We start from the raw sequence: 14,909 nt of genomic DNA on the forward strand, positions 1-14,909 counted from the left end.
CAGCAACATCGCACCAGCGGTGACGGCCGGACCGCCCGTGCCCAGGCCGATGAACCACAGCGCCCGGGTCTTGTCCGCCTGCAACCCTGGATCATTCAGGATCTTGATGCCATCAATGCTCGACAGCGCCACCTGCATCCAGGCCAAGCTCTTGTCGATCTGGTCTTCCGGCTGCTGGTCCTTGCCGGTCACCACGTGGGTGATCAGGCCTTTGACGTCCTCGTTGAGGAATTTCTGCAGGTTGCTGCCGAACATCGCCATGCTGGTGGCAACGCTCACAATCAACGCCGCGCGCGCCATATTGGTCACCAGCACCATCATGGAGTCGCGACTGCGGCCGGTGACGATCCGGAAGCCCTGGATCAGTACCCACAGCGTCATCAGCACCAGGGCAATACCACCGACCCAGGACATCATGCGCCCCATCAGGTCGATGCCGTAGTCACTGATCCTGTCGCGCAGGTAATCCATGATCAGCTTGAAGAAGACGAAATCGCCGATCGACTGGACACGCACAGCGTAGCCCAGCAGATCCTGCAATCCGCCTGAGAAATCAAAGTTGGCCAGCCACCTGATCGTCATTTCCACAATCCCTTGGTAATTCCGTTACTGCATGAAATGCCGCATTGCTTTGCAGCGCATGTCTACGTATTAGCGGCCTGCAATCACTTGACGCTGAGCGCGGCCTTCAGTGCGGTGGTCTTGACCATGTCGCTGATCAGCTGCTTGGTCGGGTCCCCCTTCAATGCGGCCTGCGCCACCACCTTCTGGTTGGACTCCATGACCTCGATATAGGCATCATAGGATTTCATCCGCGCTTCCCAGCTCTGGGCAAGTGCGGCAATGTCATTGGCGGTGCGGAGCGATTCGCTGTCGGCACCCTGCACGGTGCCCTGATCGTTGTTGGTCAGGCGGATCTTGAGGATGCGGGTCAAGGAGTTGTTGATGCGCGGAACGGTCTGGGTCAGGAAATCGATCGCGTCGTTGTACTTGCGGTTCTGCATCATCCGGATGTTGACGCAGATCTGCATCTGCTGCTCCTTCACATCCGCCTGCGGATTGAACACGAACACCTTGAAGGCGGACTCCAGGCTGAAGTCCAGCGCCTTGCCGCAGGTTTCGGCAACCAGATAGTTCGGTGCCACCGGCACCAGCGGCGCGCTGTCGGGCATACCGAAGCTGTTCACCGCCGCCTGCACCTGGATCAGCGCCTGGCGATACTGCTCCAGCGTGCGGATCCAGCGGGTGTTCTGCTCGACGTACTCGGCCGCGTCCTGCGCTTTGGCCGCGTAGACGGTCGCCTCGGTCTTGTAGGTGTTGATCTGATTGAGCAGGTGCTGGATGAGGCTGGTACCGGTCTCCTGCACGGGAATCCAGGCGCTGACATTGCCGGTGCCGAGCGCCATCATGGCTGCCACGGTCATCGCTGCAAGACGGGGCGCGCGGCGGCGGGGCGAGGAAGCTTGCTTGGTATTGTTCATATCAGTCTCCATTGATCGGAACTCGTAGTCTTCGGGCAGGCCGTCTCGCGGATCAGGTAACAGTGTCGCGCGCTGCGACAGCCGCCTTGCCCGAGCCCTTTCGATTCTTGTAGAAATCTTCAAGCCACTGTTCCGGCGTCAGCTCATCCACCGTCACCCGTGCGCGTACCGCAGCTGTCTGCAATACCCGATGCATGATGTCGATGTTGTCAGTGGACGCCGAGATCACTGACAGGATGTCGTCCATGCCACGCAGGTTGAGCTGGCACACGCTGGAGGCATGACCCTGCTTGACCAGGAAGCAGCGCGAGCGCTCGTCCAGGGCGGTAACCACCCTGAACTCGGCCTCGGTCAGTTTCAGGCCATCCATGTAATCGCTCTTGCTGGCATTCGGGTTCGGCAGCAGGATCAGCGTGGCGGTCTGTTCGATCAGGGCGGCGGAGATATCACTCTTCAGTGCATCTTCCGGGCTCTGCGTTGCGAAGATGCCGAGACCATTCTGCTTACGGATGGTCTTCTGCTTGTTCTTCGCGAATTCCTTCAGGCCACCCTCGCCGTCCAGGATCTTCCAGAACTCGTCCATCACGTAGATCAGCGGACGACCATCGATCAGTGACTCCAGGCGGTGCAGCAGGTAATTGATGACCGGCACGCGCACTTCGGGATTGTCGATGATGTCGGTGTAGTCGAACCCGATGATATTGGCCTTGCTCAGGTCGACGGTATCCACCGGATTGTCGAACACCCAGCCCAGCGAATTGCCCGAGGTCCAGCGGCGCATGCGCGCGTAGAGCCCATCGTCACCCATGTTGGGCAGGCTCTTCTGGAAGTTGGTCATGCTGCGCAGGTGCATCGGCGTATCGAGCATGCTCTCTACAGCGCGATAGATATCCTCTTCCTCGCGGGCGCTGTACTCACGCTTGCCGGCCAGCACCTTGATCAGGTCGGCCAGGAACTGCACGTTGGCTTCGTTGTTCTCGCACTGGAACGGGTTGAAGCCGGTCGGCGCGCCGTTCTCCAGGGCCAGGTAGTTGCCTCCGCAGGCCCGCACGAAGATTTCCGCACCACGGTCCTTGTCGAAGAAGAAGATGGTCGGCGACGGCTCATACTTCTGCACCTGGCTGAGCAGGAAGTTGATCAGCGCGGTCTTACCGGTACCGGACTTGCCGATCACCATGGTGTTGGCGATCGCCTTCTCCCCCAGCGAGTTTTCCGACGGATGGGTCGCGTGGAAATTGAAGTAGTACGGCTGGCCGTTGGTGGTCTGCAGCGTGGTGACGCAGTCGCCCCACGGGTTGTTGTGCTGCTTGCCAGTGGCGAAGTTGTGCAGCGGCGACAGGCCCAGGAAGTTCAGCGAGCTGACATTGGCCAAGCGTGTGCGATAGCGCCAGTTGCCCGGCAGCTGCGAATAGAAGGACGAGGTAACCGCCAGGTCTTCCTTGGTCGACACGAAGCCGGCGTTGGATAGCTCGGCGCGGGTCGAAGCGACGTTCTGCGACAGCTTGGCCTGGGTGTCGCCGTAGACCGCCATGATGAAGTGGTATTCACCCAGCACGAAGTTGCCCGACGACAGCTGATCCATCGCCTGGTCCAGCTCGACGATCTGGCTCACCGCCTTGTCGCCGGAGGAGATCATCATGCCCTTGGTGCGGTCGAGCACCTTGAGCGCGTCCTGACGCCCCATCGGGCTGAACGAATGGGTGATGACGTACTCGTAGTCCAGGTACTTCAGGCCGTTGAGGATGCCCGGGTAAGTTCCCTCGGCATACTCCTTGATGTTCAGGATGGCGCCGAAGTGGTTGGCACCATTGGGGGTATTGATGACGAAGTCACCGGTCTTGGACGAGAACATGTGCCGGCTGACCGGCAGGTAGTCCTTGATTGGTGCCGACAGCACCGGGACCGGCTCGTCAATGCGATTGATCAGGTAGCCGAACAGCTCCAGCGTTTCCGAGAACACCACGCCATTCTTGGCCTCATACATGCCCAGGCGATACGGCGCGTAGTCGCGGATCACGGCCTCGACGTTGCCGGCCAGTTCCATCAGCTTTTCGACTGCCTGCTCCTGCTCCGCGCGCAGCTTGTCCACGTTCGCCGACTTCTCGACGAAGCGCTTACCCGCCACCACGGGGCGATAGATCATGGTCAGGTACAGTTCGTTTTGCATGATGCGCTGCGAGGACAGCATGCCCATGTACTGGTCGGACACGTCCTGGTTGAAGCGCTGCTTGTAGTTGCTCTTGCCCTTCAGCGTGCGGCGACGACGGATGTCATGCACCCAGAACGCCACGTTCACGAAGTCGGGAGCACGCAGCGTCTGCAGCAGGCGGTTGAACGTGTTGTGGCGATGCTCCAGCTCCCACTCCTCACGGCCGACGAACGGCAGCCCTTCCAGATGCCAGGTCAGCAGGTAGTCGCCGCCCGTGGTCTTGACCACGTTCGGGGCGACGTGCGACGACAATGGAATGAACTCGCTGATGGAGGTGTCTGGGCTGAACATACGACTGCTTCCAAAGAGGTACTGCCAAGAAGTTTCAACAGACCCGACGGGCGCTTGCGCCCGCCGGGCCGGATCCGGACCTCAATCCATTCGGGCCGGCTTGTCGCGGTAATGGTTGGGGTTGAACACCCACATGCCATCGTGTTCCTGCACGTTGCGGACTTTCAGCTTGAACATCAGGCGCAGGCCCAACAGGCGGAAGATCATTTCGTCACGCTTGGCCATCTGCCGCATGATGAAGACCGCCACCGGGATGGTGAGCAGGAACCAGAAGTTCGTGTACATGCTGAGCAGCAGCAACCCACCTGCCACCATGAAGAATGGCAGGTAGGGCACGCCCAGGAACATGGCCGGGCGCGTGCAGCCGCGGAACACGACGTTCTTATGCACTGTAGTACTGGATCGCGTTGTTGATCAGGTAGTAGGTGGTGCCGGTGCCGCCGCCGCACTTGCCATCACTGCCTTCGCCCAGCAGCATGCGCGCGATCTGGCCGGCGGCACCGATCAGCACGCCACCGATCAGGATCGGCGCGACGTCAGCGATGCGCTTGTGTGCGAAGGCGATCTGGTAGCCGGCGAAGATCACCGCGATGGTCACCACGGCGATCGAAGCCATGTTCAGCAGGCCGTTGATGTTGGAGAAGAAGCCGCAGACCTTCTTGTCGGTACCGCCGAAGTCGGGACTGGTGGCGAACACCTGCGGGGCGAACAGTGCGCCAACGAAGATCGTGGCCATCAGCAGGGTCTTCAGCGTGCGCTGGGCCTGGACGAGGTCGAGATTGGATCGCTTCATGGATTGATTTCCTTGTTGATGGACTAACACAACTGAATCGGCCAGCCGGGGGACTGGCCGCACCACGACTTCGTCAGAACACGAAGGCCGCATCCCCTGCGGGAATCTGTTGCACCGGTGCGGCCTGCACCGGCGCGTTGTACGAATTGTCGGTACCGGCCACAGGCTGGTTACGCTCGCTCCAGGGGCGCAACATCACCGGCCCTTCGTTGCCGGCGCCAGCCGCGCCCGGCAACTGCTGCGGCATGGCCATCGCCTGTGCGGGGCCTTGCTGTGGCAGCTGCTGCGGCATGCCGCCGGCCTGCTGCTGCGGATAGGCGCCCGCCTGGGCCGGCTGCGCCTGCGGCTGCATCATCCGATCCACCGAACCCAGCACCACCTTGGACAGCGCCTGGTCAGCGATGTTCAGCAGGCTGCCCCGCGCCATCGCACCGGTGGAGGGATACACGACATACGCGCGTGCCGGATCTTCCGACGGCACGTACACCGGGCCATTGGATTGAGCAACGATGCGCGCCTGCGCCGGAGAGGCCAGCTGCGGATGATGCTCGACCTTCACGCTGCGGCGTTCACCGCGGCTCACCACGTCGATCGGCGCAACACCATTGCTGGCAACCTGCTGGCCGCGGCGGATCGAGTCGTAGATCTTCTGCACGTAGCCATGACGGAAGCCGGTCTCGAAGTTGCCCGAGTAGTAACAGCTGAACGACTTGCCCCAGTCACCGCCGGAACGCTTGTAGCATTCAGCAAGGATGCGCGAACCGGCCTGCAGGTTCGGGCACTGCTGGAAGGCCTTCTCGTAGGAATCCAGCCCGTATTTGCCCAGGTTGTAGCGATTGACCTGGGCCAGCCCGATCGAGAAGTTGTAGCCCTTCTCTTCCAGCATGCGCACCGTCGCCAGCGCTTCATCCAACGCCTTGGGCTGGCGCACCAGTGCACCGCCGACCACGCCGATGGCGTAGGGATTGCGCGACGATTCGACGTTGATGACGTGCTGCATCACATCCATCGACACGGCCATCTCCGGGCACGCCATCATTTCCAGTCCTGGCAGCATCCCTCAGCCCTCCTGCCCCTGGGCACGCCCAGGATTGAAGTCGATGCCGGTGATGTAGCGCGAGCCGGCATGCGCCTTGATATGCACAACGATGTCGATGGTCATCATCAACAGCCGCTTGATCACGTTGAACTCCAGGCCCGAACCTTCGGCTGAAGCCTTCACCATAAGCGCCAGCTGGTCCCAGGTCTGCTCCGGGCTGCCGGCATGACAGCTGGTGATCGAGCCCGGGTGGCCGGACGCGCAGTTGCGGATGAAGTAGAACGCCTCGTCACCGCGCAGCTCGGCCAGGATGATGCGCTCGGGCTTCATGCGCAGGCAGGCTTCCATGCAGCTCTTGGCCGTGACATTGCTGGTGCTCTGCCCGCCCTTGGAATACAGCAGGTGCACGACATTGGGCTGGGTCAGGAACAGCTCGCGTGCGTCCTCGATGGTGACCAGGCGCTCGTTGTCCGGGATATGGTTGACCAACGCCTTCATGAAGGTGGTCTTGCCGCTGCCGGTCGCGCCGGATACCACGATGTTCTTGCGGTACATCACCGCACGCCGGAAGAATTCGGCGTACTCTCGCGAATGACGCAGCTCCAGCAGCTCGCGATCCTGCTCGCTGATGCTGCCATCAGATTCCAGGATCTGATTGAAGAAGCCGTCTTCGTGATACTGCGTGAGCGACTTGGTGTGCTTGGACGGCAGACGGATGGTGATCGACACCTTGCCAGCGTCACACGCGGGCGGAATGACGAACTGTGCACGCTGGCCGGTGGGGAACGTGAGCGACACGACCGGATCGGCATCGGTGATGCGCTGGCCGGTGTTGCTCTCGTTCACCACCGCCGTGCAGAACTGCCGGGCCCGCTCGAAGGTCAGGCTCGGCACGTCCACCCGCTGCCACCCCGCCCGGGTTTCCAGGTACAGCTCACCGGGACGGTTGATGCAGATTTCCGTCACTTCCGGGGAAGTCATGTACTCGGCGATGCCCAGCACTTCGTACTGATAGCGCAGGAAATCGCTGGAGACGAGGGCGAGGGGTGACACTTCGGCGTCCATGATCGTTCGTTGGGTTACCGGCGGGGGTGCAGCACGTTGGTGAAGTCGACGTCCTTTGCAACGTAGACGTTCACGATCGTGCCCTGGTTGATGGTGACGGTCGGCGGACGACGGTTGCTGCTGAGAGCCTCATTGGCCAGGCGCTCCATCGTGCGTGCGGTAGCACTCTCATAAGGCGACTGCACCGTCATGCCATTGTTGGCGATGGTCGTGGTCTCCGGACCGTGCTCGGCGGCCGCATACTTGAAGGCATCGGAAATCAGGCTGATCATCAGCGCCGAAGCGATACGGCTACCCCAGTGCGCGCTGTACTGGCCCGGATGACCGGCGCCACCCAGCTGATCCACGCCCGGGCTGGACATCGCAACGTCGATGCCATTTGGTGTGGTGATGCGATCCCAGATCACTTCCACGCGCTTGCCCATCGGACCGCCGCCGTAGGCGCCATAGATCTTGGAGCCCTTCGGCAGCAGCAGGTTGCGACCGTTGATCGAGTACACCGGCTCGGTCAGCAGGCACGAGGTATAGCCGGCGAGATCGGTGATGATGCGGGTTTCCAGCACGCAACGCAGGTAGGTGCCACGCACCAGCAGCGCGTCGGGGCTCTGGATGTAGGTGGCGCTGGAGACATCCTCGACGTCCGGGCCGCGACGGACCTTTGCCGGCGCCGCCTGATTGTTGGGCAGCTGCGCCAGCATGGTACGGGTGTACTCATCCATGCCGCGGCCGCCATTGCCCCCGTTGCCATCCTGTCCATCACCACCACCCACCCCGCTCCCGGAGCCGATGCGGCGGTCCAGCAAAGTCGGGCCACGGTCCATCTCGCGGGCCGAATCGGACTGGGGAACGAACAGCGGGGTGGAATCCAGCGGCGGCGGCGGTAGCGGCGGCGTCATCGGAATCGGATCAACCGGTTGCATGGCCTGGGAGGGCACCGGACTCGTCTGCACGGCGTCCGGCAGCGTCGGCGTAGACACGCGCGCAACGTCCGGCACCTTCTGCACGGCATTCTTGTCATCCTGCCCCTTGCGGAACAGCAGGAAACCCATGGCCACCAGCAGCACCACGATACCGCCCAGGAACAGCAGCGCCTTGCGGTTCAACCGCTGCTCTTCGGCCGAGCGCAGCTGCGGCGCGGCCGCATCCAGATCCGGCGCGGGCTCGGCCTGGGTCGTGCCGAAGTAGGGATTCGACGGCGCGTCCGCGGCACCCTGTGCGCCGTACGGGCTCTGGCTCTCGTCGCGTCCGTTGTTCGGGTCGTTTCCGGGAGTGTTCTGCTGGCTCATTTCTTCACGTTCCTTCGCAGGCCGACGACGAAGTCGCCGTGGCGGATGACCAGGTACGGGTGCGTCCCGTGCACGATCAGCGTATTGCCTTCAACCGTGGTGTTGACCACGAAGTCTTCACCGTATTCCGTTTCACGACCGAACACCGCCGGGAAGATGCCGGTCTTGTACTCCGGCGAATTCGGCAGTTTCAGGTAGGTGAAACGACCATCGTCGTAGGCGTTGACCGGGATCAGCCACCCCATCTTCTTCGCCTTGCTGGTCGAATAGGAGTAGTTGAAGTTGTACTGCCGGTCCTTGGCCAGTTCCGAGCTCAACAACGGCTTGGCCTCTTCTTCGACCGCTTCCTGGGCGACACCGAACACGGTGTCGTTGGGATAGACGAAGGCGATCTTGTACTGCACGCCTGCACGGCGTGCCTGCTCCAGCTGGCGCCAGTCGGTGGCCACCACCTTCAGTTCGAAGATGTAGGAATGGGTCTCGGTGCGCACCATCATGTTGGTGTCAACGTCGACGTTCTTCGGCTTGAGGTAGAACACGTTCTCGCGGCGGGTCAGTTCCCAGCCGCTGCTGAAGCCGGTGCTGTAGTCGAGGATCTTCTCGTTCGGGCTCAACTCGATCTGGGTGGTCAGGCCCAGGCCGGTGCGAACCGGATAGATACGGTCCTTCTCGTACTCGTAGTGGTCAACCGCCTGCGCCATCGCCGCTGCTGAGAACAGCAACGACAACATCGACAGCAGCGCCAGCGCGCTTCCCCTGATATTTCGACTACTCATCGGTTGCTTGCTCCATCAGCAGTTCCGGTGGAATTGTTCTGCGCCGGCCTCATGGCCGGCTGTCCGGGCATGGCCTGCCCCGGCATCGCTTGCCCCTGCACCGGCTGACCCGGCATCGGTTGGCCCTGTACAGGCTGTCCCGGCATTGCCTGGCCCGGTACCTGGCCGTTGGCTGGCACCGCGACCGGCTGGCCGGTGGCCGGGTCGATCATGGTGGCCGCGGCCGGATTGTTGGGATCGTAGACACCCTGCGCCTGCTGCGCGGCCTGCGCGGCCTGCTGCGCCTGTGCCTGCATGGCGCCGTCATCCGGCACCGGCACGCCACGCGAGTAGTCGTTGTCGACGCGGTACTCGGTGACCTGGAACGCCAGCGGATTGAGGATGCGATCCTGTTCGGACAGCGCCAGGTTCTGGTTGTAGCTGAAGCGCATCGTCACCAGCTGGTTGTCCAGGTAGGTAGAGACGCCGGTGCGCTTGTCCAGCAGGCTGCGCTGGATGCGCACCGAAGCGCCGCGGAAGCTGCCGTTCGGTTCTGCGCCCAGCGGCGTGATGCTGAGGATCTTGACCCGGATCGCGCGTTCGCGGCCATACATCACGAACGGGTTCTGCGGATTGTTGCCGGCATAGCGGACACGCATGGACTGCGCCACCGGATCGGTGGACATCACGAACACCAGTTCCCAGTCACGCAGCCCCATCACCGCCGAGTCATACGATTCGCGCGCGAGCACGTACTGGGCGACGTTGCTGCGATTGATCGCTTCGTTGGTGGTGATCGTCTCGCCCTGGAACGTGCCACTCAGGCGCGCGACGGTCGCGGTACCCGTGTAGGCATCGGCCATCACCAGGAACGGCACCTTCTCCTTCAGCGGCAGCATGTAGTAGTAGCCGCCCGCCAGGGCGAGCGACATCAGCAACGAGCCTGTGGCGACCCACCATGCGCGCCGCTCGCTGCGGCGTGCCATGTCGGCCACGGTGATCTCGTAGCTGACCGCCTTGGCGACCGACTGCTCGACCTTGGGACTATTGCCGGGATCCTTCTTGCGGAACATGGATTCTTCCGTACTGCTGAAACATCAATGGGCGTGGCACCCCTGCGACAGGCGCGGGGAGCGGCACGTTCGATGATTTCGAGGTGGACTCAGGTGCCGCTGTTGGAATCAGCGCCCTGCGCCGACGCGGTCGGCGTCGAGCCAGCGCTCTGCACAACGATCTGGTTGCCAACGATGGAGACGGAGATGCCCTGCGCTGCATAGGCTGCGGTCAGATCGATCACGGCCTGCTGTGCGTTGGTGGTGTCGATGTTCGAGACCGCGCCATACAGGGTGAAATCCGAGCTGAGGCGGTAGTCCAGCGTGCGCCCGGAATCCTTGGCCCAACGCTCGAGCATGGCTTTGAGCGTGCCATCCATCGGCGAGGCCTGGTAGACGTAGCTGGAGTACAGCGGAATTTCGGTCGTCGTCGCAGCAAAGCGGTTGACCGGCTTCCAGCGGCCTCCGAAATCCGGAGCGGACTTGGTGGCGCAACCGGCCACCATCAGCGCCGCCACTGCGGCGATGGACATTTTCGCGATAAACGCCTGATTCATACGGGCTTCACTTTGACGTACGAAAAAGCAGTCCCGAGCATTGGTCCCCTGGTCGTCCGGCGCTGCATCGCGCACGCCGGAATCGGAGGGACACGCTGTGTGCAGCGCACCCACTCCGGCTCCCCTGCAGCCCAAAGGCTGCCAACCAGGTCGCGGGGCCATCGGCGCAGCCGACAACACATCCGCATACCTCACCAACGTCGAAACCATCCTTGTTTCCATGGCACAAACTCCTGGCCACCCTGCTGCTACATCTTTGACATCCAGCACACACTTCTGGACGACAGACACAGGGTCGCACAACCACGCGTCAATTCCATGTCAGGCAAGTCTGAAAATCCATGAACAAATGCCAAATTCTTGACCGAAATCACGAATTCACATTCTTAACTTCGAATCAAATTCACAAATTAAGCGTCGTGAATTAGACGTTCAGCATCGGAACATCCACCTTCGGCAGCAGCCTCGAGGTGAAGTAGCGGTCCTTGTAGTAGCGGATCTTGTCGCACTTCACCGGATGCGGTATGCCCTCATACAGGAACACCTCCATGTCCGGCCCCATCGCCTTCAGCTCCTGCGGCAGCATCAGCGCGCGCCGTTCCTCGGTGAAGTTGTGGGTCTTCTCGCGGGCATGGGTGACGTTCTTCTTGCGCACCGTGGTGTAGCCCAGCATGTCCGAATAGTCATTGGCATCCTGTTGCTCACGCGGCGCGTACAGGATCTGCAGGGCATGGTTGGTGATGATGGTGCGTGACACTTCCCGGCCGTAGGTGGCGTCGAGCTGGGACATGCTCTGGATGATCGGCAGCAGGCGGATGTTGTAGCCAGCCATGTAGGACACCGCCGAGGCGATGATCTCCACTTTGCCGATCGAGGTGAATTCGTCCATCAGCAGCAGGCACTGGTACTTCAGGTCCGGGTTGGACTTGGGCAGTTCCTTGGTGTTGAGGTTGATCAGCTGGCTGAAGAACAGGTTGATGATCAGCCGGCTCTCGGCCAGCTTGTTCGGTTGGATGCCGATATAGATGGTCATCTTCTTCTTGCGGACATCGGTCAGCAGGAAGTCGTTGCAGCTGGTGGCCTTGTCCAGCACCGGATTGATCCAGGGATTGAGCGGTTCCTTGAAGGTGCCCAGGATCGAGGCGAAGGTCTCATCGGCCTGGGACAGCATGTTGGCGAACGCCGAACGTGCGTTGGCGCTGAGGAACGGCCGCTCCGACAGGGTCTTGAGGTACTTCTTCAGGTCGGTGCCGTCGCCGGAGGACAGACGGTACACCGCACCGAGCGTGGGCGTGCCGGCGCCGCCCGGGAAACCGCTGCTGCGCTCGTCGTCCCAGTTCTCGAACAGATACAGGGTGAAGGCCATGAACGCGTTGCGCGCCTGGCTGACCCAGAATTTCTGGTCCTCGGCCCCGTCCGGATACAGCATCGCGGCGATGCTCATCAGGTCCGACACCCGGAAGGCCGGATCATCGGAGACGTAGCTGAGCGGGTTCCAGCGGTGCGTGCGCCGGTCCTCGGCGAAGGGATTGAACAGATAGATTTCCTGGCCCTGGCTGGCGCGCCAGCCACTGGTCAGGTCGAAGTTCTCCTGCTTGATGTCCAGCACGACCAGTGATTCGCCGTACTCCAGCAGGTTCGGGATGACCACGCCCACGCCCTTGCCCGAGCGGGTCGGCGCGGCCAGGATCACGAACTGCTGGCCATCCAGGCGCACCAGCTTGCCGCCATGGCTGCCGACCACGATGCTCTGGCCGGTCTTCTTGAACATGCCGTGCTTGGCCAGGTCGGAGCCGGTGGCAAAGCGCGCATCGCCGTGCAGCGAGCGCTTGTCCTTCTTCAGCAGCAGCACCAGGCCGGCCACCAGCAGCACCAGCAAGGGCAGGCCGAAGCCCACGTAGCCCGCCCATTTGATCTTGCCCACGAAGGGCGCGACCTGCGGTTGGCCGATGGCGTGGACGTACTGGTAGTAGGTGTTCCAGGTGAACAGCTGGGTGTCCAGCCCCAGGAACAGCAGGGTCAGATAGCCGGAAAACACGAAACCGAGCAGCAGGGTCGCCAGCGTGATGATGGCGATGAGCAGATACTTCTTACTGGGCAACACCCGAATCCTCCATGATGCGCACGCGGCGCGACGGCCTAGCGGTGGCGCCAGCGCGACGCCTTCTTCCGCAGGTGGTTCTCGTTTTCCAGCCCGGGCTCCTCGCCCTCTTCACGCACCAGTTGCAGCAAGCGTTGGCGCGCTTCGGCCAGTGATATCAGGTCGGTCAGACGATCCCCATCGTCGGCGACGACCGCATGGCCGACCACATCGCCGGGAGCGTACACCGGCTCGTAGGACACCGCTACCAGCTGATAGCGCCCACGGGTTTCCAGCACATGCCTGAATTCCTGCATCTCACTCCTCCTTGTCGGGGCAACACTGCGTCCCCTGCCTCGCCATCATGCCCGTGGCAGCGTCATGGGCGCATCCACAACCGCTGCGGCGTTTGCGCGAAACTGTGCGCGGATATCCAAGGAGACTGCAATGGACTGGGTAGCACTTGCCCGCACGCTGGCCACCGAGGCCCACGCGGGGCAGATCGACAAGGCCGGCCAGCCTTACATCGGCCATGTGGCGCGGGTGGCGGCTGCGGTGCGCGGCGACGATGACGCCGAAGTGGTGGCCTGGCTGCATGACGTGGCCGAGGACTGCCCGGCGTTTGCCGCACGGATCGAGGTATTTCCCGCACCGCTGCGCGAGGCGGTGCAACTGCTCAACCGCGATGCAGCACCCGACGCGGACAGCTACTACGCGCGCGTTGCCGCCCACCCGCTGGCACTCAAAGTGAAGCGCGCCGATCTGGATGACAACGCCGATCCACAGCGGCTGGCGATGCTGGACGGAACCACGGCAGGGCGCCTTCGCGACAAATACGCTCATGCCCGGGCGGCGCTGGGCATCTGAGCCGGCCGCGAGGTGGCGCGGAGGGCCGGCGTGTCACCGATCAAACGCTGATTTACCCTGAGTGCTGCTGCTCCTGTTGCAGTGCAGCAGTACAATGGACGGCTCCCCCGCCCCATCGCGCCCCCGCATGAGCCCCAACTCTTCCCTGGCTGCGCGGCTGACGCCCCGTCAGCGCACCCTGATCATCCTCGCTCTGTCACTGGGTGGCTTCGCCATCGGCACCAGCGAATTCGCCAGCATGGGCCTGATGCTGGAGATCAGCCGCGGCCTGTCGATTTCCGAAACCCAGGTCGGGCACCTGATCAGCGCCTACGCCATCGGCGTGGTGGTCGGTGCCCCGATCCTCGCCTTCGTGGGTGCCAGCTTCCCGCGCCGCAAGCTGCTGCTGGCGCTGATGGGCTTCTACGCGATCGGCAACCTGGCCAGCGCGCTGGCACCGAATTACGGCACGATGCTGGTGGCACGCTTCGTCGCCGGCCTGCCGCATGGCGCCTACTTCGGCGTTGCGATGCTGGTGGCCGCTGCGATCAGCCCTGCCGGCCAGCGCGGCCAGGCGATGTCGCGGGTGCTGCTGGGCCTGTCGATCGCGATCCTGGTCGGCAATCCGTTGACCACCTGGCTGGGCCAGCAGTTGAGCTGGCGCACCGCCTTTGCCCTGGTCAGCGTGCTGGCCATTGCCACGGTGGCGATGATCGCGCGCTTCCTGCTGCCGGACCCGGACGAAGTGCGTACCTCGCCGATGCGCGAACTGCGCGCCTTCAACACTCCCCAGGTGTGGCTGGCGCTAGCGATCGGTGCGGTCGGCTTCGCCGGCATGTTCTGCGTGTTCACCTACCTCGCACCCACCCTCGTGCAGGTCACCGGCGTGGCCGAATCGTGGATGCCGCTGGCAGTAGGCGTGTTCGGCATCGGCGCGATCATCGGCAACATCGCCGGTGGCTGGCTGGTGGACAAGTTCCATTTCAAGGCCGCCGCCGTGGTGCTGCTGTGGTCGATCGTGATGCTGCTGCTGTATCCGCTGGCCGCACAGTCGGTGTGGACCATCGGCCCGATGATCATCACGGTCGGCACCATGGGTGCGCTGGCGGCGGTGCTGCAGACGCGCCTGATGGACGTGGCCGGCGAAGCGCAGACGCTGGCGGCGGCCTCCAATCACGCCGCCTTCAATACCGCCAACGCACTCGGCCCGTGGCTGGGCGGCATGGCGATCAGCGCCGGCTTCAGCCCGGCCAGTACCGGCTATGTCGGTGCAGCCACCGCGATCGGCGGCCTGCTGCTGTGGTGCGTGGCGGTGATGCTGGACAGGAAGCGCAAGACCGTCGCCGCCGGCAACCACTGAAGAACGGACGACCGCATCCACAGGTCAACCGTTCGACTGAGCCGGCTTCGTCGCGCTCCTGACGCGCGATGAACACATTTCGTGGATGTGCATTT

The 14,909-nt window shown here is 62.7% G+C and carries 15 protein-coding genes; 2 read left to right on the forward strand and 13 right to left on the reverse strand.

Translation table 11 applies throughout. The features are described from left to right. The 13 genes from AC5P8U_RS00005 to AC5P8U_RS00065 form a co-directional block, all read right to left on the reverse strand. Positions 1–582 (reverse strand): type IV secretion system protein (locus AC5P8U_RS00005; RefSeq protein ID WP_495213898.1); only part of this gene is annotated, 582 nt, incomplete at its 3' end. Positions 583–665: 83 nt separating this feature from the next. Continuing rightward, positions 666–1,481: a hypothetical protein gene (locus AC5P8U_RS00010; protein ID WP_439426272.1), complete on the reverse strand. Its 816-nt coding sequence runs from the start codon at positions 1,479–1,481 to the stop codon at positions 666–668. A gap of 52 nt (positions 1,482–1,533) precedes the next feature. Further along, positions 1,534–3,981 carry a VirB4 family type IV secretion/conjugal transfer ATPase gene (locus AC5P8U_RS00015; protein WP_439426273.1) on the reverse strand — a complete coding sequence of 816 codons (2,448 nt, stop codon included), beginning with the start codon at positions 3,979–3,981 and terminating at the stop codon, positions 1,534–1,536. A gap of 81 nt (positions 3,982–4,062) precedes the next feature. Then, complete coding sequence (locus tag AC5P8U_RS00020) at positions 4,063–4,371, reverse strand: VirB3 family type IV secretion system protein (RefSeq protein ID WP_019660289.1); 309 nt, start codon at positions 4,369–4,371, stop codon at positions 4,063–4,065. Then, positions 4,364–4,774, reverse strand: a complete 411-nt coding sequence (locus tag AC5P8U_RS00025; protein WP_069139858.1) for a TrbC/VirB2 family protein — start codon at positions 4,772–4,774, stop codon at positions 4,364–4,366. Before AC5P8U_RS00025 ends, AC5P8U_RS00020 begins: the two co-directional genes overlap by 8 nt. Before the next feature lie 73 nt (positions 4,775–4,847). Continuing rightward, a complete protein-coding gene (locus tag AC5P8U_RS00030) occupies positions 4,848–5,831 on the reverse strand; it encodes a lytic transglycosylase domain-containing protein (protein WP_005417231.1) in 984 nt (327 codons plus the stop codon). A 3-nt stretch (positions 5,832–5,834) separates the two neighbouring features. After that, positions 5,835–6,878, reverse strand: coding sequence for a P-type DNA transfer ATPase VirB11 (gene virB11, locus AC5P8U_RS00035; protein WP_021202793.1), 1,044 nt, complete (start codon positions 6,876–6,878; stop codon positions 5,835–5,837). 14 nt (positions 6,879–6,892) lie between these two features. After that, positions 6,893–8,164 (reverse strand): TrbI/VirB10 family protein, encoded by a 1,272-nt coding sequence (locus tag AC5P8U_RS00040; protein ID WP_069139857.1) that lies wholly within the window; start codon positions 8,162–8,164, stop codon positions 6,893–6,895. Continuing rightward, positions 8,161–8,940 carry a TrbG/VirB9 family P-type conjugative transfer protein gene (locus AC5P8U_RS00045; protein WP_014037652.1) on the reverse strand — a complete coding sequence of 260 codons (780 nt, stop codon included), beginning with the start codon at positions 8,938–8,940 and terminating at the stop codon, positions 8,161–8,163. The genes AC5P8U_RS00040 and AC5P8U_RS00045 overlap by 4 nt, the downstream gene beginning before the upstream one ends. Beyond that, positions 8,937–9,992 (reverse strand): VirB8 family type IV secretion system protein, encoded by a 1,056-nt coding sequence (locus AC5P8U_RS00050; RefSeq protein ID WP_138951844.1) that lies wholly within the window; start codon positions 9,990–9,992, stop codon positions 8,937–8,939. The genes AC5P8U_RS00045 and AC5P8U_RS00050 overlap by 4 nt, the downstream gene beginning before the upstream one ends. 89 nt (positions 9,993–10,081) lie before the next feature. Continuing rightward, the gene (locus tag AC5P8U_RS00055) at positions 10,082–10,528 is read right to left on the reverse strand and encodes a hypothetical protein (protein WP_032954281.1); all 447 of its coding nucleotides are present in this window, start codon (positions 10,526–10,528) and stop codon (positions 10,082–10,084) included. Positions 10,529–10,952: 424 nt separating this feature from the next. Next, positions 10,953–12,632 carry a type IV secretory system conjugative DNA transfer family protein gene (locus AC5P8U_RS00060; protein WP_227837006.1) on the reverse strand — a complete coding sequence of 560 codons (1,680 nt, stop codon included), beginning with the start codon at positions 12,630–12,632 and terminating at the stop codon, positions 10,953–10,955. A gap of 35 nt (positions 12,633–12,667) precedes the next feature. Then, on the reverse strand, positions 12,668–12,925 hold the full coding sequence (locus tag AC5P8U_RS00065) for a hypothetical protein (protein WP_005417248.1): 258 nt from the start codon (positions 12,923–12,925) through the stop codon (positions 12,668–12,670). 130 nt (positions 12,926–13,055) lie between these two features. On the opposite strand from AC5P8U_RS00065, the gene AC5P8U_RS00070 reads away from it, so the two are divergent. Both AC5P8U_RS00070 and AC5P8U_RS00075 read left to right on the forward strand, forming a co-directional pair. Continuing rightward, complete coding sequence (locus AC5P8U_RS00070; protein WP_188240847.1) at positions 13,056–13,475, forward strand: phosphohydrolase; 420 nt, start codon at positions 13,056–13,058, stop codon at positions 13,473–13,475. Positions 13,476–13,602: 127 nt separating this feature from the next. Beyond that, positions 13,603–14,814, forward strand: coding sequence for an MFS transporter (locus AC5P8U_RS00075; RefSeq protein ID WP_005417252.1), 1,212 nt, complete (start codon positions 13,603–13,605; stop codon positions 14,812–14,814). Positions 14,815–14,909 lie beyond the last annotated feature (95 nt).

This window comes from Stenotrophomonas sp. YJH_SMC_81, from assembly GCF_059370875.1.

Bases quoted from the DNA above. Each gene is read 5' to 3' on its own strand.
- AC5P8U_RS00010 (WP_439426272.1), bottom strand. From the start codon at position 1,481: ATGAACAATACCAAGCAAGCTTCCTCGCCCCGCCGCCGCGCGCCCCGT.
- AC5P8U_RS00015 (WP_439426273.1), bottom strand. From the start codon at position 3,981: ATGTTCAGCCCAGACACCTCCATCAGCGAGTTCATTCCATTGTCGTCG.
- AC5P8U_RS00025 (WP_069139858.1), bottom strand. From the start codon at position 4,774: ATGAAGCGATCCAATCTCGACCTCGTCCAGGCCCAGCGCACGCTGAAG.
- AC5P8U_RS00030 (WP_005417231.1), bottom strand. From the start codon at position 5,831: ATGCTGCCAGGACTGGAAATGATGGCGTGCCCGGAGATGGCCGTGTCG.
- virB11 (WP_021202793.1), bottom strand. From the start codon at position 6,878: ATGGACGCCGAAGTGTCACCCCTCGCCCTCGTCTCCAGCGATTTCCTG.
- AC5P8U_RS00040 (WP_069139857.1), bottom strand. From the start codon at position 8,164: ATGAGCCAGCAGAACACTCCCGGAAACGACCCGAACAACGGACGCGAC.
- AC5P8U_RS00045 (WP_014037652.1), bottom strand. From the start codon at position 8,940: ATGAGTAGTCGAAATATCAGGGGAAGCGCGCTGGCGCTGCTGTCGATG.
- AC5P8U_RS00050 (WP_138951844.1), bottom strand. From the start codon at position 9,992: ATGTTCCGCAAGAAGGATCCCGGCAATAGTCCCAAGGTCGAGCAGTCG.
- AC5P8U_RS00055 (WP_032954281.1), bottom strand. From the start codon at position 10,528: ATGAATCAGGCGTTTATCGCGAAAATGTCCATCGCCGCAGTGGCGGCG.
- AC5P8U_RS00065 (WP_005417248.1), bottom strand. From the start codon at position 12,925: ATGCAGGAATTCAGGCATGTGCTGGAAACCCGTGGGCGCTATCAGCTG.
- AC5P8U_RS00070 (WP_188240847.1), top strand. From the start codon at position 13,056: ATGGACTGGGTAGCACTTGCCCGCACGCTGGCCACCGAGGCCCACGCG.
- AC5P8U_RS00075 (WP_005417252.1), top strand. From the start codon at position 13,603: ATGAGCCCCAACTCTTCCCTGGCTGCGCGGCTGACGCCCCGTCAGCGC.